Annotated in this window: 28 protein-coding genes; all 28 read right to left on the bottom strand. The window is 63.4% G+C overall.

Annotation, left to right across the window (positions count from 1 at the left end):
* Nucleotides 1–130: 130 nt before the first annotated feature.
* The 28 genes from rplO to rpoC all read right to left on the bottom strand — a co-directional run bounded on the left by rplO (nucleotide 131) and on the right by rpoC (nucleotide 23,540).
* The gene (gene rplO, locus JQ566_RS30000; protein WP_008549236.1) at nucleotides 131–616 is read right to left on the bottom strand and encodes a 50S ribosomal protein L15; all 486 of its coding nucleotides are present in this window, start codon (nucleotides 614–616) and stop codon (nucleotides 131–133) included.
* A 76-nt stretch (nucleotides 617–692) separates the two neighbouring features.
* The gene (gene rpmD / locus JQ566_RS29995) at nucleotides 693–887 is read right to left on the bottom strand and encodes a 50S ribosomal protein L30 (RefSeq protein WP_011088137.1); all 195 of its coding nucleotides are present in this window, start codon (nucleotides 885–887) and stop codon (nucleotides 693–695) included.
* 25 nt (nucleotides 888–912) lie between these two features.
* On the bottom strand, nucleotides 913–1,509 hold the full coding sequence (rpsE, locus tag JQ566_RS29990) for a 30S ribosomal protein S5 (protein WP_014494507.1): 597 nt from the start codon (nucleotides 1,507–1,509) through the stop codon (nucleotides 913–915).
* A 47-nt stretch (nucleotides 1,510–1,556) separates the two neighbouring features.
* The gene (gene rplR / locus JQ566_RS29985) at nucleotides 1,557–1,919 is read right to left on the bottom strand and encodes a 50S ribosomal protein L18 (protein ID WP_007603036.1); all 363 of its coding nucleotides are present in this window, start codon (nucleotides 1,917–1,919) and stop codon (nucleotides 1,557–1,559) included.
* A gap of 11 nt (nucleotides 1,920–1,930) precedes the next feature.
* Nucleotides 1,931–2,464, bottom strand: a complete 534-nt coding sequence (gene rplF / locus JQ566_RS29980; protein ID WP_212379102.1) for a 50S ribosomal protein L6 — start codon at nucleotides 2,462–2,464, stop codon at nucleotides 1,931–1,933.
* 16 nt (nucleotides 2,465–2,480) lie between these two features.
* On the bottom strand, nucleotides 2,481–2,879 hold the full coding sequence (rpsH, locus tag JQ566_RS29975; RefSeq protein WP_027554158.1) for a 30S ribosomal protein S8: 399 nt from the start codon (nucleotides 2,877–2,879) through the stop codon (nucleotides 2,481–2,483).
* Between the two features lie 14 nt (nucleotides 2,880–2,893).
* Nucleotides 2,894–3,199, bottom strand: coding sequence for a 30S ribosomal protein S14 (gene rpsN, locus JQ566_RS29970; protein WP_024342455.1), 306 nt, complete (start codon nucleotides 3,197–3,199; stop codon nucleotides 2,894–2,896).
* A 46-nt stretch (nucleotides 3,200–3,245) separates the two neighbouring features.
* Nucleotides 3,246–3,803, bottom strand: a complete 558-nt coding sequence (rplE, locus tag JQ566_RS29965; RefSeq protein ID WP_036017455.1) for a 50S ribosomal protein L5 — start codon at nucleotides 3,801–3,803, stop codon at nucleotides 3,246–3,248.
* Nucleotides 3,796–4,110 carry a 50S ribosomal protein L24 gene (gene rplX / locus JQ566_RS29960; protein ID WP_128926340.1) on the bottom strand — a complete coding sequence of 105 codons (315 nt, stop codon included), beginning with the start codon at nucleotides 4,108–4,110 and terminating at the stop codon, nucleotides 3,796–3,798. Before rplX ends, rplE begins: the two co-directional genes overlap by 8 nt.
* Nucleotides 4,110–4,478, bottom strand: a complete 369-nt coding sequence (gene rplN, locus JQ566_RS29955) for a 50S ribosomal protein L14 (RefSeq protein WP_007603030.1) — start codon at nucleotides 4,476–4,478, stop codon at nucleotides 4,110–4,112. Before rplN ends, rplX begins: the two co-directional genes overlap by 1 nt.
* A gap of 84 nt (nucleotides 4,479–4,562) precedes the next feature.
* Nucleotides 4,563–4,811 (bottom strand): 30S ribosomal protein S17, encoded by a 249-nt coding sequence (gene rpsQ / locus JQ566_RS29950; protein ID WP_028177969.1) that lies wholly within the window; start codon nucleotides 4,809–4,811, stop codon nucleotides 4,563–4,565.
* A gap of 13 nt (nucleotides 4,812–4,824) precedes the next feature.
* A complete protein-coding gene (rpmC, locus tag JQ566_RS29945; RefSeq protein WP_212379100.1) occupies nucleotides 4,825–5,031 on the bottom strand; it encodes a 50S ribosomal protein L29 in 207 nt (68 codons plus the stop codon).
* Nucleotides 5,032–5,036: 5 nt separating this feature from the next.
* Complete coding sequence (gene rplP, locus JQ566_RS29940; RefSeq protein ID WP_008136349.1) at nucleotides 5,037–5,450, bottom strand: 50S ribosomal protein L16; 414 nt, start codon at nucleotides 5,448–5,450, stop codon at nucleotides 5,037–5,039.
* Nucleotides 5,451–5,480: 30 nt separating this feature from the next.
* Nucleotides 5,481–6,203 carry a 30S ribosomal protein S3 gene (gene rpsC / locus JQ566_RS29935; protein ID WP_028177968.1) on the bottom strand — a complete coding sequence of 241 codons (723 nt, stop codon included), beginning with the start codon at nucleotides 6,201–6,203 and terminating at the stop codon, nucleotides 5,481–5,483.
* A gap of 17 nt (nucleotides 6,204–6,220) precedes the next feature.
* The gene (gene rplV, locus JQ566_RS29930; RefSeq protein WP_028137020.1) at nucleotides 6,221–6,607 is read right to left on the bottom strand and encodes a 50S ribosomal protein L22; all 387 of its coding nucleotides are present in this window, start codon (nucleotides 6,605–6,607) and stop codon (nucleotides 6,221–6,223) included.
* A 10-nt stretch (nucleotides 6,608–6,617) separates the two neighbouring features.
* Nucleotides 6,618–6,896 carry a 30S ribosomal protein S19 gene (gene rpsS / locus JQ566_RS29925; protein WP_008136357.1) on the bottom strand — a complete coding sequence of 93 codons (279 nt, stop codon included), beginning with the start codon at nucleotides 6,894–6,896 and terminating at the stop codon, nucleotides 6,618–6,620.
* 12 nt (nucleotides 6,897–6,908) lie between these two features.
* Nucleotides 6,909–7,742: a 50S ribosomal protein L2 gene (rplB, locus tag JQ566_RS29920; RefSeq protein ID WP_024342450.1), complete on the bottom strand. Its 834-nt coding sequence runs from the start codon at nucleotides 7,740–7,742 to the stop codon at nucleotides 6,909–6,911.
* A gap of 12 nt (nucleotides 7,743–7,754) precedes the next feature.
* Nucleotides 7,755–8,057 (bottom strand): 50S ribosomal protein L23, encoded by a 303-nt coding sequence (locus JQ566_RS29915; RefSeq protein WP_212379098.1) that lies wholly within the window; start codon nucleotides 8,055–8,057, stop codon nucleotides 7,755–7,757.
* Nucleotides 8,054–8,674, bottom strand: a complete 621-nt coding sequence (gene rplD / locus JQ566_RS29910; protein ID WP_091894751.1) for a 50S ribosomal protein L4 — start codon at nucleotides 8,672–8,674, stop codon at nucleotides 8,054–8,056. The genes JQ566_RS29915 and rplD overlap by 4 nt, the downstream gene beginning before the upstream one ends.
* A 1-nt stretch (nucleotide 8,675) precedes the next feature.
* Nucleotides 8,676–9,389 (bottom strand): 50S ribosomal protein L3, encoded by a 714-nt coding sequence (gene rplC, locus JQ566_RS29905; RefSeq protein WP_212379096.1) that lies wholly within the window; start codon nucleotides 9,387–9,389, stop codon nucleotides 8,676–8,678.
* A 52-nt stretch (nucleotides 9,390–9,441) separates the two neighbouring features.
* Nucleotides 9,442–9,750, bottom strand: coding sequence for a 30S ribosomal protein S10 (gene rpsJ / locus JQ566_RS29900; protein WP_002712302.1), 309 nt, complete (start codon nucleotides 9,748–9,750; stop codon nucleotides 9,442–9,444).
* An 83-nt stretch (nucleotides 9,751–9,833) separates the two neighbouring features.
* The gene (gene tuf / locus JQ566_RS29895; protein ID WP_025036994.1) at nucleotides 9,834–11,024 is read right to left on the bottom strand and encodes an elongation factor Tu; all 1,191 of its coding nucleotides are present in this window, start codon (nucleotides 11,022–11,024) and stop codon (nucleotides 9,834–9,836) included.
* 40 nt (nucleotides 11,025–11,064) lie between these two features.
* Nucleotides 11,065–13,137: an elongation factor G gene (fusA, locus tag JQ566_RS29890; RefSeq protein WP_212379093.1), complete on the bottom strand. Its 2,073-nt coding sequence runs from the start codon at nucleotides 13,135–13,137 to the stop codon at nucleotides 11,065–11,067.
* A 33-nt stretch (nucleotides 13,138–13,170) separates the two neighbouring features.
* Entirely contained in the window at nucleotides 13,171–13,641 is a 471-nt protein-coding gene (gene rpsG / locus JQ566_RS29885; protein WP_008136420.1) for a 30S ribosomal protein S7, read from the bottom strand.
* A 15-nt stretch (nucleotides 13,642–13,656) separates the two neighbouring features.
* Nucleotides 13,657–14,028 (bottom strand): 30S ribosomal protein S12, encoded by a 372-nt coding sequence (rpsL, locus tag JQ566_RS29880; RefSeq protein ID WP_007603006.1) that lies wholly within the window; start codon nucleotides 14,026–14,028, stop codon nucleotides 13,657–13,659.
* 902 nt (nucleotides 14,029–14,930) lie between these two features.
* On the bottom strand, nucleotides 14,931–16,961 hold the full coding sequence (locus JQ566_RS29875) for an ABC transporter ATP-binding protein (protein ID WP_212379091.1): 2,031 nt from the start codon (nucleotides 16,959–16,961) through the stop codon (nucleotides 14,931–14,933).
* A gap of 134 nt (nucleotides 16,962–17,095) precedes the next feature.
* Nucleotides 17,096–19,150, bottom strand: coding sequence for an FAD-dependent oxidoreductase (locus JQ566_RS29870; RefSeq protein WP_212379089.1), 2,055 nt, complete (start codon nucleotides 19,148–19,150; stop codon nucleotides 17,096–17,098).
* A gap of 193 nt (nucleotides 19,151–19,343) precedes the next feature.
* The gene (gene rpoC / locus JQ566_RS29865) at nucleotides 19,344–23,540 is read right to left on the bottom strand and encodes a DNA-directed RNA polymerase subunit beta' (RefSeq protein ID WP_212379087.1); all 4,197 of its coding nucleotides are present in this window, start codon (nucleotides 23,538–23,540) and stop codon (nucleotides 19,344–19,346) included.
* Between the last annotated feature and the right edge of the window lie 83 nt (nucleotides 23,541–23,623).

Raw genomic sequence — 23,623 nt, 5'->3', positions numbered from 1 at the left:
GCCTGTTGCGCCGTTATGCCCGCGGCCGGGCTAGTTTAGCGGACGCCGGACATTATCTGGGGCTCGGCTTCGATAAGTCCACGTCCCGCATGCGTAAAGGCCCGCGCGCCGCGGGCCGATGACGCAGTTGTTACGCCGCCTCGCCTTCTTCCTTGGCAGGGGCGAGGATCTTCACCGAGCCGCCGGCCTTTTCGACCGCCGCGATCGCGGTCTTGCTGGCGCCGTGCACTTCGATGTTGAGCTTGGACTTGAGCTCGCCGCGGCCGAGCAGCCGCAGGCCGGCCTTGGCACGGCGCAGCACGCCACCCTTCACCAGGGCCTCGACGTTCACGACGCTGCCGGCGTCGATCTTCTTGGCATCGACCGCCTCCTGGAGCCGGTCGAGATTGATCTCGGCGAACTCGACGCGGAAGATGTTGTTGAAGCCACGCTTGGGCAGACGGCGATGCATCGGCATCTGGCCGCCTTCGAAACCCTTGATGCGCACGCCCGAACGCGCGGTCTGGCCCTTGCCGCCGCGGCCGGACTGCTTGCCCTTGCCGGAACCGATGCCGCGGCCGACGCGCATACGCTTCTTGCGCGAGCCGGCGTTGTCGGCGATATCGCTGAGCTTCATCGCCCTTCTCCTTGTGTCTTGCGCACGATCTTCACCGAAAACCGGTAGCCCGCTTTCCGGGATCGCGCGCCGCTTCTTACTTCTCGTCGACGATGCGGACGAGATGGTGAACCTTCTCGATCATGCCGCGCACGGCCGGAGTATCCGGCAGTTCGCTGGTGCGGCCGATCTTGTTGAGCTTGAGCCCGATCAGCGTCGAGCGCTGCGAGTGATGGCGGCGGATCGCGCTGCCGGTCTGCTCGAGCTTGATCGTCTTTGCGGCCTTGGCCATGGGAGTCTACTCCGAAAAGCTTCCGTTAGTCGGCAGCCGCCTCGGCATCGCCGCCGATACGGCGGGACTGGAGGGTGGACACCTTGATGTTGCGGCGGGCAGCGACCGAACGCGGCGAATCCTGGTGCTTCAGCGCATCGAAGGTCGCGCGCACCATGTTGTACGGGTTCGACGAGCCGATCGACTTGGCCACCACGTCCTGGACGCCGAGCGTCTCGAACACGGCGCGCATCGGGCCGCCGGCGATGATGCCGGTACCGGCGGGAGCTGCACGCAGGTAGACACGGCCCGCACCATGACGGCCGGCAATGTCGTGATGGAGCGTGCGGCCCTCGCGCAGCGACACGCGGGTCAGGTTGCGCTTGGCGGACTCGGTGGCCTTGCGGATCGCCTCGGGCACTTCGCGCGCCTTGCCGTGACCGAAGCCGGCGCGGCCCTTCTGGTCGCCGATCACGACCAGCGCCGCGAAACCGAAGCGCTTGCCGCCCTTGACGACCTTGGCCACGCGATTGATGTGGACGAGCTTGTCGACGAACTCGCTGTCGCGCTCCTCGCGCTCCCTGCGTTCACGTCCGCCGCCGCGTTGATCGCGTCCACCACGTTGTTCGCGTTCAGCTGCCATGGTTTTTCCAATCCTTCAGAGGCTTACGCCTCAATCCTCAAATTCTGTTAGAAGCTCAGCCCACTCTCACGCGCCGCGTCGGCCAGAGCCTTGACGCGCCCGTGATAGAGATAGCTGCCGCGATCGAACACGACTTCCTTGACGCCCTTCTCGGCGGCGCGTTCGGCCAGCAGCTTGCCGACCGCCTTCGCCGCATCGATGTCGGCGCCGGTCTTGCCGCCGTCGCGCATCGACTTCTCGAGCGAGGAGGCAGAGGCCAGCGTCTCGCCCTTCAGGTCGTCGATGACCTGGGCGTAGATGTGCTTGGACGAGCGGAACACCGACAGACGCGGACGACCACCACCGGAGCGGCGCAGCTTCAGCCGCACACTCCGCTTGCGCCGGGCATTCGTAACCTTGGCTTTGGACATGACCGGCTCCGTTACTTCTTCTTGCCTTCCTTGCGGAAGATGAATTCGCCAACATACTTCACGCCCTTGCCCTTGTAGGGCTCCGGCGGGCGATAGGCGCGGATCTCGGCGGCGACCTGGCCGACGCGCTGGATGTCGCTGCCCGACACCGTGATCTCGGTCGGCTTCGGCACGGCGATGGTGATCCCCTCCGGGATCGGATAGACCACGTCGTGGCTGTAGCCGAGCGCGAGCTGCAGGTTCTTGCCCTGCATCGCGGCACGGTAACCGACGCCGGTGATCTCGAGCTTCTTCTCGAAGCCCTTGGTGACGCCTTCGACCAGATTCGCGACCTGGGCGCGAGCGGTACCGTACAGCGCGCGGGCGCGGTTGGTGTCGGCCCGCGGCTTGACCTTGATCTGGCCGCTCTCGAGTTTCACCTCGACGTCGTCATGGACGATGAACTGAAGCTGGCCCTTCGGCCCCTTCATCTTGACGGTCTGCCCATCGACGGTCGCGGTCACACCCGACGGAACCGCCACAGGCCTTTTGCCAACTCGTGACATGGATGAAAAATCCTTCTCAGAACACCGTGAAGAGGACTTCACCGCCCACATTCGCGTCGCGCGCGCTGTGGTCGGCCATGATCCCCTTCGGCGTCGACAACACCGAAATGCCGAGCCCATTGTTGACCCGCGGCAGGTTCTTCACCGAGGCGTAAACGCGGCGCCCGGGCTTGGAGACACGTTCGATCTCGCGGATCACGGGCTCGCCGTCGAAATACTTCAGCTCGATCTCGATCTCGCTGCGGCCCGAGGAGTGCTCGAGCGTGGCGTAACCGCGGATGTAGCCTTCGGTCTTGAGGACCTCGAGCACGTTCTCGCGCATCTTCGAGCCAGGCGTGGAGACCTTGGTCTTGGAGCGCATCTGCGCGTTGCGGATACGGGTGATCAGATCGCTGATTGGATCGTGCGTAGACATCTAAACGACCCTCCTTACCAGCTGGACTTCACGAGGCCCGGGACCATGCCCTTGGAGCCAAGGTCGCGCAGCGCGATACGGGACAGCTTGTTCTTGCGGTAGTTCGAGCGCGGGCGGCCCGACAGCTCGCAGCGCAAGCGGATGCGGGTCGCCGACGAGTTGCGCGGCATTTCCGCCAGCTTCAGGGTCGCGGCGAACCGCTCCTCCATCGGCAGCGTCTTGTCGGCGATGATCGCCTTCAACCGTTCGCGCTTGGCGGCGGCGTTCTTCACCATCCGCTTGCGCCGGTTGTTCTTCTCGACTGAACTCTTCTTTGCCATGCTTGGCTCCTGGGTATCCGCGTTTGAGAGGCTCTAGGTCAGCGTCTCACTGCCGGAACGGGAAATTGAAAGCGGTCAACAAGGCCCTCGCCTCTTCGTCGGTCTTGGCCGTGGTGCAGACGGTGATGTCCATACCGCGGGCTTCCGCGACCTTGTCGAAGTCGATCTCGGGGAAAATGATGTGCTCCTTGATGCCGAGCGAATAGTTGCCGCGGCCGTCGAAGCTCTTCGGGTTCAGGCCGCGGAAGTCGCGGACGCGCGGCAGCGCGACATTCACCAGGCGATCGATGAACTCGTACATGCGGGCCTTGCGCAGCGTGACCTTGCAGCCGATCGGCTGGTTCTCACGCAGCTTGAACGTCGCGATCGCGATGCGCGAATAGGTCACGATCGCCTTCTGGCCGGCGATCTGGGTCAGCTCGGCAGCGGCGGTCTCGGCCTTCTTGCGATCGTTGACGGAATCGCCAACGCCCATGTTCAGCACGACCTTGTCCAGACGCGGAACCTGCATGACGTTCTCATAACCGAACTTCTCGGTCAGAGCCGTGCGGATCTTCGCGTCATATTCCGCGCGCAGGCGCGGCGTGTAAGCAGCCTCAGCCATCGATCTCAGCTCCCGAGCTCTTGGCGATGCGGACCTTCTTGCCGTCCGCCAGAATCTTGAATCCGATGCGGGTCGGCTTTCCGTCCTTGCCGACATACGCGATGTTGGACAGTTGGATCGGCGACTCCTTCGAGATGATGCCGCCCTCCTGGGCCTGCGTCTGCTTCTGGTGACGCTTGACCATGTTGATGCCGCGCACGAGCGCCGTGCCGGCGTCGGGACGCACCTCGAACACTTCGCCGGTGCGGCCCTTGTCGCGGCCGGTCAGCACGACGACCTTGTCGCCCTTGCGGATCTTCGCAGCCATCACAGCACCTCCGGCGCGAGCGAGATGATCTTCATGTGGTTCTTGGCGCGCAGCTCGCGCGGCACGGGCCCGAAGATACGGGTGCCGACCGGCTCGGACTGGTTGTTGATCAGAACGGCGGCGTTGCGGTCGAAGCGGATGACCGAACCGTCGGCGCGGCGGATGTCCTTGCGGACGCGCACCACGACGGCCTTCATCACGTCGCCCTTCTTCACCTTGCCACGCGGGATAGCTTCCTTGATCGACACGACGATGATGTCGCCGATCGTGGCGTAGCGGCGCTTGGAGCCCCCGAGCACTTTGATACACATGACACGGCGTGCGCCAGAATTGTCGGCCACGTCGAGGTTGGTCTGCATCTGAATCATTGATGCACCTCGTCCTCTTTCTCTTTGCGCCAGCCCAGCCGGCGCTCAACATTTCCCTGAAGTCAGTCGGCTAAAGCCAACAGATCAGGCGCTTTTCTTGTGTTCGCCCCGGATCACGACCCAGCGCTTCAACTTCGAAATCGGCTTCGTTTCCTCGATCCACACCATGTCGCCCGGCTTGAACTCGTTGCTCTCGTCGTGCGCGTGGTAGTTCTTCGAACGGCGGATCGTCTTCTTGTAGATCGGGTGCGTGAAGCGGCGATCGACGCGCACCACGATGGTCTTGGCTTGCTTGTCGCTGACGACCACGCCCTGCAAAGTACGTTTCGGCATCTTCGTAAGCCTCTTACTTCTTCTTCGCGCGCGTCTGCGCGGCGATGGTCTTGATCCGGGCGATGTCACGGCGAGCTTCGCGCAGGCGCGAGGTGTTCTCGAGCTGCCCGGTGGCGCGCTGGAAGCGCAGGTTGAAGCGCTCCTTCTTCAGGTTCAGGATGGCGTCATCCTGCTGGTCGGGGCTCATCGCGCGGATGTCTTCGATCTTCATCTGGGCCATGGCCATTACTCCGCAATGCGCTCGACGAAGCGCGTCTTGATCGGCAGCTTGGCGGCCGCCAGGGTCAGCGCCTCACGCGCCGTCTGGGTGTTGACGCCGTCGATCTCGAACAGCACCCGGCCCGGCTTGACGCGCGCGACCCACAATTCCGGCGAACCCTTGCCGGAGCCCATGCGGACTTCGGCCGGCTTCTTCGACACCGGAACATCGGGGAACACGCGGATCCAGACGCGGCCGGCGCGCTTCATGTGACGGGTCAGCGCGCGACGAGCGGCTTCGATCTGGCGCGCGGTAACGCGCTCAGGCTCGGTCGCCTTCAGGCCGAACTGGCCGAACGCCAACGTCGCGCCCGAAGACGCAACGCCGTGGATGCGGCCCTTATGCGCCTTCCGGAACTTCGTTTTCTTAGGTTGCATCATGGCTTTAAGCCCTCAAATTCCTGTGCGGCTTTAGGCTGCAGCCGTGTCGCGGCGCTGACGGCCACGGTCACCACTGCCACCCGTCTCGCCTTCGGCCATTCTCTTGTCCTGGGCCATCGGATCGTGCTCGAGGATCTCACCCTTGAAGATCCAGACCTTGACGCCGCAGGTGCCGAAGGTCGTGAACGCGGTCGCGACGCCGTAGTCGATGTCGGCGCGCAGCGTGTGCAACGGCACGCGGCCTTCGCGATACCACTCCATGCGCGCGATTTCCGCACCGCCCAGACGTCCCGAGCAGTTGATGCGGATGCCCTCCGCGCCGAGGCGCATCGCCGACTGCACGGCGCGCTTCATGGCGCGGCGGAACGCCACGCGGCGCTCGAGCTGCTGCGCGATCGACTCGGCCACCAGCGTCGCATCGAGCTCCGGCTTGCGGATCTCGACGATGTTGATGACGACGTCGGACGAGGTGATGTCCGCGACCTTCTTGCGCAGCTTGTCGATGTCCGCGCCCTTCTTGCCGATCACCACGCCCGGACGAGCCGAGTGGATGGTGACGCGGCACTTCTTGTGCGGACGCTCGATCACGATGCGGGCGACGGCCGCCTGCTTGAGCTCCTTGTGCAGGATCTCACGGATCTTGACGTCCTCGTGCAGCAGCTTGCCGTATTCCTGCTTGCCGGCGAACCAGCGGGAATCCCAGGTCCGGTTGATGCCGAGACGCAGACCGATCGGATTGATCTTTTGACCCATCGTGTTCTCCTGCGCCCTTAAGCGGCGGCTTCAGCTTCGACCTGACGAACGATGATCGTCAGCTGCGAAAATGGTTTGTAGACACGGCCCGAGCGGCCGCGGCCGCGAGCGGCAAAGCGCTTCATCACGAGGCCGTTGCCGACAAAGGCCTGCGCCACGACGAGATCGTCGACGTCGAGGTCGTGGTTGTTCTCGGCGTTGGCGATAGCCGATTCCAGACACTTCTTCACGTCGACCGCGATCCGCTTGCGCGAAAACTGCAGGTCGGCGAGCGCAGCAGCAGCCTTCCGGCCGCGAATGAGCTGGGCGACCAGGTTGAGCTTCTGCGGGCTCACCCGCAGCATCCGGGCGACCGCCTTGGCCTCGTTGTCGGCGAGGCTCCGTTCGCGCTTAGGTTTGCTCATCGTTTAATCCTCAAGCCTTCTTGGCTTTCTTGTCGCCGGAGTGGCCGTGGAAGGTCCGGGTCGGCGAAAACTCGCCGAACTTGTGACCGACCATTTCCTCGTTGACGGCCACCGGCACGTGCTTCTGACCGTTGTAGACGCCGAAGGTCAGGCCGACGAACTGCGGCAGGATCGTCGAGCGACGGCTCCAGATCTTGATGACGTCGTGACGGCCGGACGCGCGCGCGGCATCTGCCTTCTTGAGCAGAGAACCCTCGACGAACGGGCCTTTCCAGACTGAACGAACCATGTCCGGCGTTCCTTACTTCTTCCGCTTGTGGCGGCTTAGGAGAATGAATTTGTTGGTCGACTTGTTGGTACGGGTCTTCTTGCCCTTGGTCGGCTTGCCCCACGGAGTGACCGGGTGACGACCGCCCGAGGTGCGACCTTCACCACCACCGTGCGGATGGTCGATCGGGTTCATCGCGACACCGCGGTTGTGCGGGCGACGGCCCATCCAACGCTTGCGACCGGCCTTGCCGATCGAGGTGTTCATGTGATCCGGATTCGACACCGCGCCGATCGTGCCGCGGCAACGGCCGTGCACCAGGCGCTGCTCGCCCGAGTTCAGGCGGATGATGACGTAGTCCTGGTCGCGGCCGACGAGCTGGGCATAGGTGCCGGCGGAACGGGCGAGCTGGCCGCCCTTCCCGATCTTGACCTCGATGTTGTGGATGATCGTGCCGACCGGCATGTTGCCGAGCGGCATGACGTTGCCCGGCTTCACGTCGACATAGTTGCCGGCGATGATGGTGTCACCCACGGCCAGGCGCTGCGGCGCCAGGATGTAGGCCTGCTCGCCGTCCTGATACTTGATCAGCGCAATGAAGCCGGTGCGGTTCGGATCATACTCGAGACGCTCCACGGTCGCGGGGACGTCGATCTTCTCGCGCTTGAAGTCGACGGTGCGCAGCGTCTGCTTGTGACCGCCACCGCGGAAACGCACGGTGATGCGGCCGGTGTTGTTGCGACCGCCCGAGGACTTCTTGCCCTCGGTGAGCGCCTTGACCGGCTTGCCCTTGTACAGGGCCGAACGATCGACCATGACCAGCTGGCGCTGGCCCGGCGTCGTGGGATTGAATGTCTTCAGTGCCATCGTCGTACGACCTTACAGACCGGTGGTGACGTCGATCCGGTGGCCCTCTTCGAGGGTCACGATCGCGCGCTTGGTGTTCGACTGCGAGCCGAGATTGCCGCGGAAGACCTTGGTCTTGCCCTTGCGGACCAGCGTGTTGACGCTCTTGACCTTGACGTCGAACAGCTTCTCGATCGCTTCCTTGATCTGCGGCTTGGTGGCCTTGGCGGCCACCTTGAACAGCACCTTGTTGTGCTCCGAGGCGATCGTGGCCTTTTCGGTCACGACCGGCGACAGGATCACGTCGTAGTGGCGAGCCTCGATGTTCTTCGTCATTTGAAGCGCGCCTCCAGCGCATCGATGGCGGCCTTGGTCAGAACGAGCTTCTGACGGCGCAGGATGTCGTAGACGTTGATGCCCTGGATCGGCAGCACGTCCATGTTCGGGATGTTGCGGGCCGCGGCGGCAAAACCGTTGTTGAGCTCGGCGCCGTCGATGATCAGCGCATTGGTGAGCCCGAGGCCCGAGAAGTGACCGAGCAGCGCCTTGGTCTTGGCGGTCTCAAGCGCGGCCTTCTCGATCACGACGAGATCGCCGTCCTTGGCCTTGGCCGAGAGCGCATGCTTGAGCGCCAGGGCGCGGACCTTCTTCGGCAGGTCGGTGGCGTGCGAACGCACCACCGGACCGAAGGCACGGCCGCCGCCGCGGAACTGCGGCACGCGAGCCGAGCCGTGACGAGCACCGCCGGTGCCCTTCTGCTTGTACATCTTCTTGCCGGTGCGCCAGATCTCGGCGCGGCCCTTGGCCTTGTGCGTGCCGGCCTGGCGCTTGTTGAGCTGCCACTGCACGCAGCGCGCGATGATGTCCTCGCGCGGCTCGAGGCCGAAAATGGCGTCGGAGAGCTGGACCGAGCCGGCTTCCTTACCTTCGAGGGTGGTGACCTTCAATTCCATCTCACGCCTCCTGCGCAGCCGGAGCGGCTTCCGCGTCGCCAGCAACCTTGAACTTGCCGGGCTTCGGAGCGTCCTTCGGCAGCGGCTTCTTGACGGCGTCGCGCACGCGGATCCAGCCGCCCTTGGAGCCGGGAACGGCGCCTTCGACGAGGATCAGGCCGCGCTCGACATCGGTCTGGACGACGCGAAGGTTGAGCGTGGTGATGCGATCGACACCCATGTGGCCGGGCATCTTCTTGTTCTTCCAGGTCTTGCCGGGGTCCTGACGGCCACCGGTCGAACCGATCGAGCGGTGCGAGATCGACACACCGTGCGTGGCGCGCAGACCGCCGAAGTTCCAGCGCTTCATGCCGCCGGCGAAACCCTTACCGACCGAGGTGCCGGTGACGTCGACGAACTGGCCGACGACGAAGTGATCGGCCTGGATCTCGGCGCCGACCGGGATCATGGCATCCGCGGTGACGCGGAATTCCTCGACCCGGCGCTTCGGCTCGACCTTGGCGACCGCGAACTGACCGCGCTCGGCCTTGGGCATGTAAACGGTCTTGCGGCTGCCCGAACCGAGCTGGAGCGCGACGTAACCGTTCTTCTCTTCGGTGCGGTGGCCTACGACCTGGCAATTGCCGAGCTTCAGCACGGTCACGGGGATATGTTCGCCGGCCTCCGTGAAGACCCGCGTCATCCCGACCTTTTGTGCGATCACTCCGGAGCGCATCGGCTTGCTTCCTGTTCTCTTTGTCCGCTTTTGGCGAACGGGATCCAAAATCTTAGAGCTTGATCTCGACGTCGACACCGGCGGCCAGGTCGAGCTTCATCAAAGCATCGACGGTCTGCGGGGTCGGATCGACGATGTCGAGCAGGCGCTTGTGAGTGCGCATCTCGAACTGTTCGCGGCTCTTCTTGTCGACGTGGGGCGAACGGTTGACGGTGAACTTCTCGATGCGGGTGGGCAGCGGAATGGGTCCGCGGACCTGCGCGCCGGTGCGCTTCGCCGTGTTCACGATCTCACGGGTCGACGTATCGAGGATACGATGGTCGAACGCCTTGAGACGGATACGAATGTTTTGGCCGTTCATTGCCGTGCTTTCTCTAGTGAGTGGCGAGTAGCGAGTAGCGAATAGAATCCCCTATTCGCCACTCACCATTCCCTATTCGCTTGTTACTCGATGATCGAGGCGACGACGCCGGCGCCGACCGTGCGGCCGCCTTCGCGGATCGCGAAGCGGAGCTTCTCTTCCATCGCGATCGGCACGATCAGGTGCACTTCCATCGCGATGTTGTCGCCCGGCATCACCATCTCGGTGCCTTCCGGCAGGTGCACGACACCGGTCACGTCGGTGGTGCGGAAGTAGAACTGCGGACGGTAGTTGGTGAAGAACGGGGTGTGGCGACCGCCCTCTTCCTTGGTGAGGATGTAGGCCTCAGCCTTGAACTTGGTGTGCGGCTTGACCGAACCCGGCTTGGCCAGAACCTGGCCGCGCTCGACGTCCTCGCGCTTGGTGCCGCGGAGCAGCGCGCCGATGTTGTCGCCGGCCTGGCCCTGGTCGAGCAGCTTGCGGAACATTTCGACGCCGGTAACGGTGGTCTTCTGGGTGGCGCGGAGACCGACGATCTCGATTTCCTCGCCGACCTTGACGACGCCGCGCTCGACACGGCCGGTCACGACGGTGCCGCGGCCCGAGATCGAGAACACGTCTTCAACCGGCATCAGGAACGGCTGGTCGATCGGACGCTCCGGCTGCGGGATGTACTCGTCGACGTTCTTCATCAGCTCGAGGATGGCGTCGTGGCCGAGCTTCTTGTCGGAGTCTTCGAGAGCGGCAAGCGCCGAACCCTTGATGATCGGGATCTTGTCGCCGGGGAATTCGTACTTCGAGAGCAGCTCGCGGACTTCGAGCTCGACGAGCTCGAGCAGCTCCGGATCGTCGACCATGTCGCACTTGTTGAGGAAGACGACGAGCGCGGGCACGCCGACCTGGCGGGCGAGCAGGATGTGCTCGCGGGTCTGCGGCATCGGGCCGTCAGCGGCCGACACGACCAGGATCGCACCGTCCATCTGGGCGGCGCCGGTGATCATGTTCTTGACGTAGTCGGCGTGGCCGGGGCAGTCGACGTGGGCGTAGTGGCGGTTCGGCGTCTCGTACTCGACGTGCGCGGTCGAGATGGTGATGCCGCGGGCCTTCTCTTCCGGCGCCTTGTCGATCTGGTCGTACGCGGTGAACGTCGCACCGCCGGCTTCGGCGAGAACCTTGGTGATCGCCGCGGTCAGCGACGTCTTGCCATGGTCGACGTGACCGATGGTGCCGATGTTGCAGTGCGGCTTGGTACGTTCAAACTTTGCTTTGGCCATTTGACTCTCCGTTCAATCGTCAGCTTTCAACCGACGACAATCAGGCAAACTTCTTCTGGACTTCTGCCGACACGTTGGCCGGCGCTTCTGCGTAGTGATCGAACTGCATGGTGAAGGTCGCGCGACCCTGGCTCATCGAACGCAGGTTGTTCACGTAACCGAACATGTTCATGAGCGGCACCATCGCGTTGATGACGTTGGCGTTGCCGCGCATGTCCTGACCCTGGATCTGACCGCGCCGGGAATTCAGGTCGCCGATGACCGAGCCGGTGTAGTCTTCCGGGGTCACCACCTCGACCTTCATGATCGGCTCGAGCAGGACGGACTTGCCCTTCTGCAGCGCTTCGCGGAATGCCGCGCGCGATGCGATTTCGAAGGCCAGGGCCGACGAGTCAACGTCGTGGTACTTGCCGTCGACGAGCTGAACCTTGACGTCGACCACGGGGAAGCCCGCGACCACGCCAGAGCTCATCACGCTGTTGAGGCCCTTTTCGACGCCGGGGATGTATTCCTTCGGAACCGCACCGCCGACGATCTTGGACTCGAACTCGTAGCCCTTGCCGGGCTCGTTCGGCTCGACCACGATCGACACTTCCGCGAACTGACCGGTACCGCCGGTCTGCTTCTTGTGGGTGTACTTAACCTCGGCCTTCTTGGTGACGCGCTCACGGAACGCAACCTGCGGGGCGCCGATATTGGCGTCGACCTTGTAGGTGCGCTTGAGGATGTCGACCTTGATGTCGAGATGGAGTTCGCCCATGCCCTTGAGGATGGTCTGGCCGGACTCCTGGTCGGTCGACACGCGGAAGGACGGATCCTCCGCGGCGAGCTTGGCCAGCGCAACGCCCAGCTTTTCCTGGTCGGCCTTGGACTTCGGCTCGATCGCGATCTCGATGACCGGCTCGGGGAATTCCATCTTCTCCAGGATCACCTGCTTATCGGGATCGCACAGCGTGTCACCGGTGCGCGCTTCCTTCAGGCCAGCCAGCGCGACGATGTCGCCGGCATAGGCTTCCTTGATGTCCTCACGGTTGTTCGCATGCATCAGCAGCATGCGGCCGATGCGCTCCTTCTTCTCGCGCGTCGAGTTCACGACGCCAGTGCCGCTCTGCAGGATACCGGAGTAGATGCGGCAGAAGGTGATGGTGCCGACGAACGGGTCGTCCATGATCTTGAACGCAAGCAGCGCGAGCGGCTCCTTGTCGTCCGCCTTGCGCACGACTTCGTTGCCGCTGTCGTCGGTGCCTTTGATCGCGGGCACGTCGATCGGCGACGGCAGATAGTCGACGACGGCGTCGAGCAGCGGCTGCACACCCTTGTTCTTGAAGGCCGAACCGCACAGCACGGGATAGAATGCTCCGGTCAGCACCGCCTTGCGGAGCAGACGCTTCAGCGTCGCCTCGTCCGGCTCCTTGCCGTCGAGATAGGCGGCCATGGCATCGTCGTCGAGCTCGACGGCGGCCTCCACCATCTTCTCGCGGTATTCCTTGGCCTGCTCGACCATGTCTTCCGGAATGTCGACATAGTCGAACTTCGCGCCGAGCGACTCGTCGTTCCAGACGATGCCCTTCATCTTCACGAGGTCGACGAGACCCTTGAAGTTGTTCTCGGCGCCGATCGGAAGCTGGATCGCGATCGGCTTGGCGCCGAGGCGGTCGACGATGTCGGCCAGACACTTGAAGAAGTCGGCGCCGGTCTTGTCCATCTTGTTGGCGAAGACGATGCGCGGAACCTTGTACTTGTCGCCCTGGCGCCAGACGGTCTCGGTCTGGGGCTCGACGCCCTGGTTGGAGTCGAGCACGCAGACGGCGCCGTCGAGCACGCGCAGCGAACGCTCGACCTCGATGGTGAAGTCGACGTGGCCTGGGGTGTCGATGATGTTCAGGCGCTTGCCGTTCCAGAACGCGGTGGTCGCAGCCGAGGTGATCGTGATGCCACGCTCCTGCTCCTGCTCCATCCAGTCCATCGTCGCGGCACCTTCGTGCACTTCGCCGATCTTGTGGCTCTTGCCGGTATAATAGAGGATGCGCTCGGTCGTCGTCGTCTTGCCGGCGTCGATATGCGCCATGATACCGAAGTTACGGTAGTCCTCGATGGCATGTTGGCGGGGCATGGGGTGTTCCTTGCGAGTCCGTTTGTTTCGCCGTTACCAGCGATAGTGCGAGAAGGCGCGGTTGGCCTCCGCCATCCGGTGCACGTCTTCGCGCTTCTTGACGGCGTTCCCACGGTTGTTCGATGCATCCAGGAGCTCAGCGGAGAGCCGCTCGGTCATCGTCTTCTCGTTGCGCTCGCGCGCGGCCGAGATCAGCCAGCGGATGCCGAGCGCCTGACGGCGGGTCGAACGCACCTCGACCGGAACCTGGTAGGTCGCGCCGCCGACGCGGCGGGAACGAACCTCGATCGTCGGCATGACGTTCTCAAGCGCCTGCTCGAACACGCCGAGCGGGTTCTGCTTGGTCTTGGATTCGATGATGCCGAACGCACCGTAGACGATGCCTTCAGCGACCGACTTCTTGCCGGCGTACATCACCGAATTCATGAACTTCGTGACGATGATGTTCCCGAACTTCGGATCCGGGAGAACTTCGCGCTTTTCCGCAGAGTGGCGACGAGACATAGGCTTGGTTCCCGCTTACTTCGGACGCTTGGCGCCGTACTTCGAACGACGCTGCTTACGGTTCTTGACGCCCTGGGTATCCAGAACGCCGCGGAGGATGTGGTAACGCACGCCGGGCAAGTCCTTGACGCGACCGCCGCGGATCATGACCACCGAGTGCTCCTGGAGGTTATGGCCCTCGCCGGGGATGTAGCCGATCACCTCGAAGCCGTTGGTCAAACGCACCTTGGCAACCTTGCGAAGCGCCGAGTTCGGCTTCTTCGGGGTCGTGGTGTAGACGCGCGTGCAAACACCACGCTTCTGCGGCGACTGCTGCAGCGCCGGCACCTTCTTGCGCGACTTCTGCACTTCACGCGGTTGAGCGATCAGCTGGTTGATCGTCGGCATCCTGGCCTTACCCTTTGTTCTGTCGCGACCCCTTCCGGGCCCGCTGTCTTGCTGCGACCCGTTGCCGGGACCGCAAATTCTTTCGAGCTACCCGCCCGACCGGCCGCCTTCCACGGAACAATCCGCACAAAGCGAAATTGCGCCAACCGCTCCATCAACGAGCGGAAAGCGCTTCGACGCCACAGAGGACCGCAGTATTGAGGCCGATCAGCGTAAAGCGCCGGCCCGCTCACTGAGGTCATGCATCCGAATTCGACCTCAAGAGAACGTGCTCAAGAGACCCAAAGTCGCACTGGCATTGCCTAGCTATGATCGACAGCGTTTGAGCGGCATTCGTCGAGGTTGGTGCCCGCCTTTAGCGACCCCTTGTGGACTACTCCTTGGGGATCAACGGGTGGCCCGTTCCGACGCTGGCGATGCTCACCGCCTGTCGTTAAGTGAGGCGCTTTCTATAAGTGAGAATCGGTCAAGTCAAGGTGAAACGACAGACACAAAGCGCTTCAGGCGCCTGCAAAAATAGGCTCTTGGCCGTCTCCCCGCTCCTGCCTGACGTGGGAACGAGGCGCTTGGTCGCCAAGCCCGAGACTCAATTATACCCGGACTAAATGTAGCTTTATTATCAAACTGAGGGCTTTTTCCCTGCCCATGCGCAAATCTGCCGGCTGGCGGCAGGCTTTCCAGCTTCCCCGGGGTGCTTCGCTGCCCGGTCTCGCGGGGCTTTCGATGGTGCGCGTCGATTTGCGGGGGCCGATGCGCCCAAGCCAAATGTCGAAAAGGTCAGCGGCTTCGCGTCAGCCGAACGCCTTGCGTCAGAGAATCAATGAGTCGGCGCTGGACCGCGCGTGCTTGGGTGACGAGGCATGGATCGGCCACGGCGGTTCCTCGGAGCCGACCGCCTCCGGTCACTCCTCCTCGTCGTCCTCACCGTCTCCGTCGTCTTCGTCGCTGTCGTCGTCGGCGTGAGCCGCCGCGCCATGCGGCTGGTGGATCTGGTCGTTCCACAGCTTGCGATAGGTGCCGTTCTTGGCGAGCAGCTCGGCATGGGAGCCGCGCTCGATCGCCCTGCCCCCTGAAATCACGATGATCTCGTCCATCTCGACCACCGACGTCAGGCGGTGGGTGGACCAGATCATGGTGCGGCCCTTGGCGAGCTTGAGCAGCGTGCGGTTGATCGCGGCTTCCGTGGTCTGGTCGAGCGCCGAGGTGGCTTCGTCCAGCAGCAGAACGGACGGGTTACGGATGATTGCGCGCGCGATCGCCATGCGCTGGCGCTGGCCGCCCGACAGCGTGTCTCCGCGCTCGCCGACCGGGGTGTCGTATCGCTGCGGCAGGCTCATGATGAAGCGGTGGATCTCGGCCTTCTTGGCCGCCTCCTCCACCTCCTCGTCGGTCGCCCCCTCCTTGCCGAGCCGGATGTTCTCGCGGATCGACATGTTGAACAGCATGTTCTCCTGGAACACCACCGCCATGCTCCGGCGCAGCGAATCCAGCGTCACCTTGCGGACATCGACGCCGTCGATGGTGACGCGGCCCTCGTCGGGCACGTAGAGCCGCAGGATCAGATTGAGCAGGGTGCTCTTACCGGAGCCGCTCGGACCGACGATCGCGATGCGCTTGCCGGCACTGAGCTTGAGGCTGAGATTGTCCAGCACCGGCGTCTGGCTGCCCTCGTACTGGAAGGTGACGTGATCGAAAGTAATGTCGTTGGTGATGCGCGGCAGATCGGGCGCACCGGGGCGATCGGCCCCGCGGGTCGGCTCGTCGAGCAGTTCCTGGATGTGGCGGATCGCGGCGGCCGAGGAGATCGACACCGGGATGAAATGCATCACATGGGCGATGTTGTAGGAGACCTCCCAGAACGCGCTCTCGAAGGTGACGAAGGTGCCGATGGTGATCTGGCCCTTGGTCGCCAGATACGCGCCGATCGCGAGCACCACGAGGTGCAGGAGGAGCACTGAGATGGTGACCGTCCGCTCCACCATGGTCGAGAGGAACGCGGCCGAGGCGATCCTGTTGCGGGTCTCGTCGTTGCGCAAGGTGAAGAAGCCGAACATCTTGCGTTGCAGGCTGAACGCCTTGATCACGGCCTGGGCCGCCACGTTCTCCTGCACCATGCCGAGCAGCGCACTCTCGTTGAGCTTCTGCTCGTAATTGGCCTGCACGGCCTTGGGTGTCAGGATCCGCGGGCCAATCAGTGTGATCGGGAACACCAGCAGCGCGACGACGGCGAGCTGCCAATTGAGGAACACCATCAGGATGATGCCGGCGACCAGCTCCAGGAACGGCAGCGCGGCACTATTGGCAAACGTCTTGACCGAGCCTTCAAAGGCCGAGAGGTCGACCGAGAAGCGCGACAGGATCTCGCCGCGCTTGGTGCGGCCGAAATAAGCCGCCGGCAAGTCCTGGACGTGCTCGAACAGGCGCTTGCGGACATCGGAGATGATGCAGGCGGCAAGCCGCGCGTCCCAGCGCTCGTACCAGACGGCAACGACCGAGGTGAAGATGCCGGCGACCGCAAGCACGCCGAGGATCTTGTACAGCGCGTGGAAATCCTCCTCGCCGAGCGCGTCGTCGATCAGGAACTTGAGGCTGAGCGGCATGATGACGTTGAACAGCGTCTCCACGAAGACGCCGAACGCCACGAATGACAGCATCCGCTTGTAGTTCGTCAGATAGGGTTTGACGAATCCGACGATGGTCGCGAGCGCGCCGGCGGCTTCGCGCGCGGTAAAGACGACGAGGTCCTCGTCCTCATCGTCCTCGTCGAGCTCCAGCTCGTCATCCCCCTCGTCTTCGCCGTCCTCGTCGTCTTCGAGGTCCGGCTTGGCAGCGGAGGCGAGCTTGTCGTCGAGCTCGACCGCCTCTTCCGGGGCGAGCTTCCGTTTGTCGGGAGAGAGAGGCTTGTCGTCGGGCAAGAGAGGCTTGGACGCCATGAAACCAACCGATGCTGACGGCCGGCATGACCGCAGCGAATGCAGGACATAGCGGCAACCGCTATTGCACCGATTCTATGCGATCAGGATGAATTCGGCAAAACAATTGGCGAATTCGAGCCGCGCCCCGCGGGCTAGTCCTCGTCCTCGACCTTGTCGAAAAAGGAATAGCGCAGGCTGTCGGCGTCGGCGTACCACTGCCCTGGACCCTTGTTGGCAGCGAGCGTCGCCTCCCATAACGCATCCGTGCAATCCTTGCGGTGCATCGACAGGTCGAAGCCGTTACCGAAGAAGAGTTCGGACCATTCCCACCAGGTACCGAGCTTCTTGACCCCACGCAGGAGGTCGTAGCGGTCGATCAATGCCGGCGCCATGTCCGAGGTGATCGAGCCGAACACGAGACCGGTCTTGACCACGCGATTCAGCTCCTTGATCGCGCGGACCACCTGCTTCGGAGAAACGTGACAGAGGCTGGTCTCGAACACGAAGTCGAACGCGCCGTCCTTGAACGGCATGTCGGTGATCGAGCCGAGCTTGTTGTACTTCTTCAGTGCTTTCGGCGTTTTGGCATGGATGGCGCGGTTGTTCTCGATTCCCCATGCATCGATGCCGCGATCGCGCAGCGCGCCGACCAGTTCGCCGCTGGCTGAGCCGGCGACCAGCAGCTTGGCGCCCGCCGCCTTGCCCCAGACGATGCCGATCAACCTGGTGAGGTAGTCGGGATCGGCGAAGTGCCGCCACGCTTCGTGATAGGGGCCGAGGCCGCGATAGTTCTCGAAATAATCGCGGTCGATCTTGTCCGAGAGCGGCTTATCCTCCTGCGCGCGTTCGCGGCGCAGGCGCATCATCTCGGTGAGGATGATGTCGGTCGCCGCGTCCGAGGAGTCGAGCAGGCCGTTCAGCGTCGAATCGAACAGATAGTCGCCGACCACGACGATGCCGGGATGCTCCTTCGGCTCGGGCCGGTGATTGGTCATGACGTCGCGTACGGGCAAGCCACCCGGCAGCGCGTTCACCGACGACAGCCAGCGGTGGATCTTGCCTTCGATGAAATGCAAACGCGCATCGCCGAGAGAAGCCGGCAGCGATTTCAGGGCGGCATCGATCAGTTCCTGATCCGACAGATTGGCAAAAGCCAGCGCGTCGGAGCCGGGAATGAGCCAGTTCAAAACGCCATGCCTGCCGACGTCATAGCGCGCGCCCTCGTTGTAGACGCAGCAGCCGCCGAAGGCCTCCGACATGAACCAGGCGCCCGGAATCTTCTCGCCCCAGAACGGCTCGTCGAACAGGATCGAGACGCGCAGATAGTGCGCGGGGCGGTCGAAATAGGCAACGTGCTTGACCATCGACTTGCGCAGCTGCTCGCCCTCCCAGCCGAGGGTGGCGAGCCAGGAATGCGGCAGGCAGACCAGCACGAGGTCGAAGTCGCGGGTCTCCGGTCCCTTGCCGTTCATCATCTTGAGTTGATAACGGCCCGTCGGCGCCTTGCCGACGGTGAGCACGCGGTGATTGAGCTGGATGTCGGCATTGACCTCCGACTGCAGGCATTCGATCAGCTGCTCGTTGCCGTTCTGGATGGAATAGAGGCCGATATAGCCGTCGACGTCCATCAGATAGTTCTTGAGCGCGTTGAGACCGTTGGTGTTGTGGCTCTCGGTCGCGATGTCGGAGCGCGCCATCACCTTGAAGAAACGCTTTGCCGTCTCGTCCTCGACCTCCTCGTCGAGCACCTGCTCGGCGGTCTTGTAGGCCCAGGGATTCTCGTTGTCGTGCGCGCCAACGCCCTCGTAATATTCGATCGGCGACATCACCTCGGTGCAGCGCTTGCGGAACGCCTCGATCGCTGCCGCGGTCTTGGCGCCGTATTTGCGGCGCATGCCCGGCACGTCATTGAGGAGCTCGCCGCCGAAATGCACCTGCTCGGCGTCCATCGGAATGGTCTGGAGGCCGAAATGCTGGATCAGCTCGCGCAGCGGATCGGGTCCGGTCATCGAGTAATCGTAGATCTCGGCAACGCCGGCCTCGTACATCGCGGGCGCCGAATCGAATTTACGCGAGACGATCTTGCCGCCGAGCCGGTCGGAGGCCTCGTAGATGGTGACGCGACAGAGATCGCCGAGCTTGCGCTTCAGATACCAGGCGCTCATCAGCCCGCCGGGGCCGCCGCCTACGATTGCGAGATCAAGCATGAGAATTCCGTGGTCTTCCGGACCTGCCCCCTTCACGGGACCACCGGTCTAAGCTCTCTTAGCAGAAGCGCTTTTGCGGCTGAAGGAAAGATGAACAAACGCTGATCCTACATCGCAACAAGCAAAGAAAGCAGCAAAAAGGCCGGCAAAAGCCGGCCTTCTCATTGTCCTCGGTATTCCTACGGATGAACGATCATTCCGCAGGCGGCAACGCAGGAAGCTCGGCTTCCGGCGCGGGCGACACGACGGCCGCCTGCTTCTCGCGCTCGTCCAGGATCAGCTTGTCGCGCTTCATGGCGACTTCGCGGATCTTGGCCATGGAGGCGCCGGTGCCCGCCGGGATCAGCCGGCCGACGATGACGTTCTCCTTGAGGCCTTCGAGCGGATCGATCTTGCCGTTGACCGCCGCTTCGGTGAGGACGCGTGTGGTCTCCTGGAACGATGCCGCCGAGAAGAAGGACCGGGTCTGGAGGCTCGCCTTGGTGATGCCGAGCAGAACCGGCGTTCCCGTGGCGGGCTTCTTGCCCTCTTCCTTGGCCTTCTCGTTCAGCGCGTCGAACTCGATCTTGTCGACCTGCTCGCCGGAGATCATGTCCGTATCGCCCTGATCGGTGATTTCCACCTTCTGGAGCATCTGACGGACAATCACCTCGATGTGCTTGTCGTTGATGAGCACGCCCTGCAGCCGGTAGACCTCCTGGATCTCGTTGACCAGATAGGCCGCGAGCTCCTCGATGCCCTTCACCGCAAGGATGTCGTGCGGCGCCGGGTTGCCTTCCACGATGAAGTCGCCCTTTTCGACGACGTCGCCGTCCTGAAGGTGGATGTGCTTGCCCTTCGGGATCAGGTACTCGCGCGGCTCGTCGGTCTTGTCCATCGGCTCGATCGAGATGCGACGCTTGTTCTTGTAGTCGCGCCCGAACCGGATGGTGCCCGCGATTTCGGCGATGATCGCCGCATCCTTCGGGCGCCGAGCCTCGAACAGTTCCGCCACCCGCGGCAGACCGCCGGTGATGTCACGCGTCTTTGCGCTTTCGGTCGAGACACGGGCGAGAATGTCACCCGGCTGGACCTTGGCTCCGATGTCGACCGAGAGAATGGCATCGACCGACAGCATGTAGCGGGCATCGCCGCCACGGGCGAGCTTGAGCACCTTGCCGTCCTTGCCCTTGACCACGATGGCCGGACGCAGGTCCGAGCCGCCGCGCGTCGAGCGCCAGTCGATGACCACGCGCTTGGCGATACCGGTGGCCTCGTCGAGCGTCTCCGAGATCGACTGCCCCTCGACCAGATCCTCGAAGCCGATGGTTCCTTCGACTTCGGTGAGCAGCGGACGGGTGTAGGGATCCCACTCGACGATGCGCTGGCCGCGCTTGACCGTGTCGCCCTCGTCGACGTGCAGGCGCGAACCGTACTGGATACGGTGCGTCGCACGTTCGGTGCCGTCGGCATCGACGATGGCCACCACCATGTTGCGCACCATCGCGATCAGGTGACCTTCGCTGTTGCGGGCGATGGCCTTGTTCCTGATCACGATCTTGCCGTCGAAGTTGGCTTCGACGAAGGACTGCTCGTTGAGCTGCGCCGCACCGCCGATGTGGAAGGTGCGCATGGTGAGCTGGGTGCCCGGCTCACCGATCGACTGCGCCGCGATGACGCCGACCGCTTCGCCGTGGTTGACCGGCGTGCCGCGGGCGAGGTCGCGGCCGTAGCACTTGCCGCAGATGCCGTTGACGAGCTCGCAGGTCAGCGCCGAGCGGATCTTCACCTCCTGCACACCACCCTGCTGGATGGCTTCCAGATGGCTCTCTTCCATCAGCGTATCGCGCTTGATGATCACCTTGCCCGAGCTGTCACGGATGTCTTCGCAGGCCGTGCGTCCGAGGATGCGCGAGCCGAGCGAAGCAACCACGGTGCCGGCGTCGACGATGGCGCGCATCTTGATGCCGAGCTTGGTGCCGCAGTCGCTCTGCGTGATGATGCAGTCCTGCGCCACGTCGACCAGACGACGGGTCAGGTAGCCCGAGTTCGCAGTCTTCAGCGCGGTGTCCGCGAGGCCCTTGCGGGCGCCGTGGGTCGAGTTGAAGTACTCGAGCACCGAGAGGCCTTCCTTGAAGTTCGAGATGATCGGCGTCTCGATGATCTCGCCCGACGGCTTGGCCATCAGGCCGCGCATGCCGGCGAGCTGGCGCATCTGGGCCGGCGAACCGCGGGCACCGGAGTGAGCCATCATGTAGATCGAGTTGATGTCGGCGTCGGCTCCGCTCGCCGTCTTCTTGGTGGCGGAGATCTCCTTCATCATCGCCTTGGCGATTTCTTCCGTGGCCTTCGACCAGGCGTCGACGACCTTGTTGTACTTCTCGCCATGGGTGATCAGACCGTCATTGTACTGCTGCTCGAAATCCTTCGCCAGCGTACGGGTGGTATCGACGATCTTCCACTTGCCGTGCGGCACGACCATGTCGTCCTTGCCGAACGAGATGCCGGCCTTGAACGCGTTGTAGAAGCCGAGCGCCATGATGCGGTCGCAGAAGATCACGGTCTCCTTCTGACCGCAGTGGCGATAGACTTGGTCGATGACGCCGGAGATCTCGCGCTTGGTCATCAGCTTGTTGATGATCTCGTACGAGATGCGCGGGTTCTTCGGCAGCAGGTTGCCGAGCATGACGCGGCCGGCGGTGGTCTCGATCCAGCGCTTGGAGACCTTGCCGGTCTCGTCCATGCCTTCCCACCGGTACTTGATCTTGGTGTGGAGGTGGATGACCTTCGCGTGCAGCGCGTGCTCGAGCTCGGCCATGTCGCCGAACACCTTGCCCTCGCCGGGCAGGCCTTCGCGCATGATCGAGACGTAGTAGAGACCGAGCACGATGTCCTGCGACGGCACGATGATCGGCTGGCCGTTCGCCGGATGCAGGATGTTGTTGGTCGACATCATCAGGACGCGCGCTTCCAGCTGCGCTTCGAGCGACAGCGGAACGTGCACGGCCATCTGGTCGCCGTCGAAGTCGGCGTTGAACGCGGAGCAGACCAGCGGGTGGAGCTGGATCGCCTTACCCTCGATCAGCACGGGCTCGAACGCCTGGATGCCGAGGCGGTGCAGCGTCGGCGCGCGGTTGAGCAGCACCGGATGCTCGCGGATGACCTCGTCGAGGATGTCCCAGACCTCGGGCCGCTCCTTCTCGACCAGCTTCTTGGCCTGCTTCACGGTGGTGGACAGGCCCTTGGCGTCGAGCCGCGAATAGATGAACGGCTTGAACAGCTCGAGCGCCATCTTCTTCGGCAGGCCGCACTGATGCAGGCGCAGCTCGGGACCGACCACGATCACCGAACGGCCCGAATAGTCGACACGCTTGCCGAGCAGGTTCTGGCGGAAGCGGCCCTGCTTGCCCTTGAGCATGTCGGCGAGCGACTTCAGCGGGCGCTTGTTGGCGCCCGTGATGACGCGGCCGCGGCGGCCGTTGTCGAACAGCGCGTCGACCGCCTCCTGAAGCATGCGCTTCTCGTTGCGGATGATGATGTCGGGCGCGCGCAGCTCCATCAGCCGCTTCAAGCGGTTGTTGCGGTTGATGACGCGGCGGTAGAGGTCGTTGAGGTCCGAGGTCGCGAAGCGGCCGCCGTCCAGCGGCACCAGCGGACGCAGGTCCGGCGGGATCACCGGGACCACGGTCATGATCATCCATTCCGGCTTGTTGCCGGAGTGGCGGAACGCTTCCACGATCTTCAGGCGCTTGGCGAGCTTCTTGTGCTTGATGTCGGAGTCGGTCTCCTGCATCTCGACACGCAGCGAGGCCTCGAGCTTCTCGAGGTCCATGCCCTTGAGCAGCTCGCGGATAGCTTCGGCGCCGATCATGGCGGTGAAGGAATCCTGGCCGTACTCGTCCTGCGCCTTCAGATACTCGTCTTCCGACAGCAGCTGACGGTCCTTCAGCGCGGTGAGGCCCGGCTCGAGCACGACGTAATATTCGAAGTAGAGGATCCGCTCGAGATCCTTCAGCGTCATGTCGAGCAAGAGGCCGATGCGCGAGGGCAGCGACTTCAGGAACCAGATGTGGGCGACGGGGGCTGCGAGCTCGATATGGCCCATGCGCTCGCGCCGGACGCGCGACAGCGTGACCTCGACCGAGCACTTCTCGCAGATGATGCCCTTGTACTTCATGCGCTTGTACTTGCCGCACAAGCACTCGTAGTCCTTGATCGGCCCGAAGATGCGGGCGCAGAACAGGCCGTCGCGCTCGGGCTTGAAGGTCCGGTAGTTGATGGTCTCCGGCTTCTTGATCTCGCCGTAGGACCAGGACAGAATCTTCTCTGGAGACGCGATCGAGATCCGGATCTGGTCGAAGACCTGAGCCGGCGTCGTCGGGTTGAAGAGATTCATAACTTCTTGGTTCATCGTCTTCTCCTCGCGTGCCGGTCGCCTCCGGCCGCAAATTCGAAAATCACTCAAGCGGGGCGCCCTGCCCTCAAGGCCTCGGG

The organism is Bradyrhizobium sp. SZCCT0231, assembly GCF_018130245.1.
Taxonomy (GTDB): domain Bacteria; phylum Pseudomonadota; class Alphaproteobacteria; order Rhizobiales; family Xanthobacteraceae; genus Bradyrhizobium; species Bradyrhizobium japonicum_F.
This window is presented reverse-complemented; position numbering and strand designations above follow the sequence as displayed.

Coding starts and splice junctions, on each gene's coding strand:
- rplF (WP_212379102.1), bottom strand. CDS start 2,464: ATGTCACGAGTTGGCAAAAGGCCTGTGGCGGTTCCGTCGGGTGTGACC.
- rpsQ (WP_028177969.1), bottom strand. CDS start 4,811: ATGCCGAAACGTACTTTGCAGGGCGTGGTCGTCAGCGACAAGCAAGCC.
- rplD (WP_091894751.1), bottom strand. CDS start 8,674: ATGGAATTGAAGGTCACCACCCTCGAAGGTAAGGAAGCCGGCTCGGTC.
- rpmD (WP_011088137.1), bottom strand. CDS start 887: ATGGCCAAGGCCGCAAAGACGATCAAGCTCGAGCAGACCGGCAGCGCG.
- JQ566_RS29875 (WP_212379091.1), bottom strand. CDS start 16,961: ATGGCGTCCAAGCCTCTCTTGCCCGACGACAAGCCTCTCTCTCCCGAC.
- rpsC (WP_028177968.1), bottom strand. CDS start 6,203: ATGGGTCAAAAGATCAATCCGATCGGTCTGCGTCTCGGCATCAACCGG.
- fusA (WP_212379093.1), bottom strand. CDS start 13,137: ATGCCCCGCCAACATGCCATCGAGGACTACCGTAACTTCGGTATCATG.
- rplN (WP_007603030.1), bottom strand. CDS start 4,478: ATGATTCAGATGCAGACCAACCTCGACGTGGCCGACAATTCTGGCGCA.
- rpsN (WP_024342455.1), bottom strand. CDS start 3,199: ATGGCAAAGAAGAGTTCAGTCGAGAAGAACAACCGGCGCAAGCGGATG.
- rpsH (WP_027554158.1), bottom strand. CDS start 2,879: ATGTCTACGCACGATCCAATCAGCGATCTGATCACCCGTATCCGCAAC.
- rpsL (WP_007603006.1), bottom strand. CDS start 14,028: ATGCCGACGATCAACCAGCTGATCGCTCAACCGCGTGAAGTGCAGAAG.
- rpsJ (WP_002712302.1), bottom strand. CDS start 9,750: ATGAACGGCCAAAACATTCGTATCCGTCTCAAGGCGTTCGACCATCGT.
- rplC (WP_212379096.1), bottom strand. CDS start 9,389: ATGCGCTCCGGAGTGATCGCACAAAAGGTCGGGATGACGCGGGTCTTC.
- rplB (WP_024342450.1), bottom strand. CDS start 7,742: ATGGCACTGAAGACATTCAATCCCACGACGCCGGGCCAGCGCCAGCTG.
- JQ566_RS29870 (WP_212379089.1), bottom strand. CDS start 19,150: ATGCTTGATCTCGCAATCGTAGGCGGCGGCCCCGGCGGGCTGATGAGC.
- rplP (WP_008136349.1), bottom strand. CDS start 5,450: ATGATGCAACCTAAGAAAACGAAGTTCCGGAAGGCGCATAAGGGCCGC.
- rplR (WP_007603036.1), bottom strand. CDS start 1,919: ATGTCCAAAGCCAAGGTTACGAATGCCCGGCGCAAGCGGAGTGTGCGG.
- rpmC (WP_212379100.1), bottom strand. CDS start 5,031: ATGGCCCAGATGAAGATCGAAGACATCCGCGCGATGAGCCCCGACCAG.
- rplX (WP_128926340.1), bottom strand. CDS start 4,110: ATGGCTGCGAAGATCCGCAAGGGCGACAAGGTCGTCGTGCTGACCGGC.
- tuf (WP_025036994.1), bottom strand. CDS start 11,024: ATGGCCAAAGCAAAGTTTGAACGTACCAAGCCGCACTGCAACATCGGC.
- JQ566_RS29915 (WP_212379098.1), bottom strand. CDS start 8,057: ATGACGAAGAACATCGAGGCTCGCCACTACGACGTGATCCTGTCGCCG.
- rpsS (WP_008136357.1), bottom strand. CDS start 6,896: ATGGTTCGTTCAGTCTGGAAAGGCCCGTTCGTCGAGGGTTCTCTGCTC.
- rplV (WP_028137020.1), bottom strand. CDS start 6,607: ATGAGCAAACCTAAGCGCGAACGGAGCCTCGCCGACAACGAGGCCAAG.
- rplO (WP_008549236.1), bottom strand. CDS start 616: ATGAAGCTCAGCGATATCGCCGACAACGCCGGCTCGCGCAAGAAGCGT.
- rpsG (WP_008136420.1), bottom strand. CDS start 13,641: ATGTCTCGTCGCCACTCTGCGGAAAAGCGCGAAGTTCTCCCGGATCCG.
- rplE (WP_036017455.1), bottom strand. CDS start 3,803: ATGGCTGAGGCTGCTTACACGCCGCGCCTGCGCGCGGAATATGACGCG.
- rpsE (WP_014494507.1), bottom strand. CDS start 1,509: ATGGCAGCTGAACGCGAACAACGTGGTGGACGCGATCAACGCGGCGGC.
- rpoC (WP_212379087.1), bottom strand. CDS start 23,540: ATGAACCAAGAAGTTATGAATCTCTTCAACCCGACGACGCCGGCTCAG.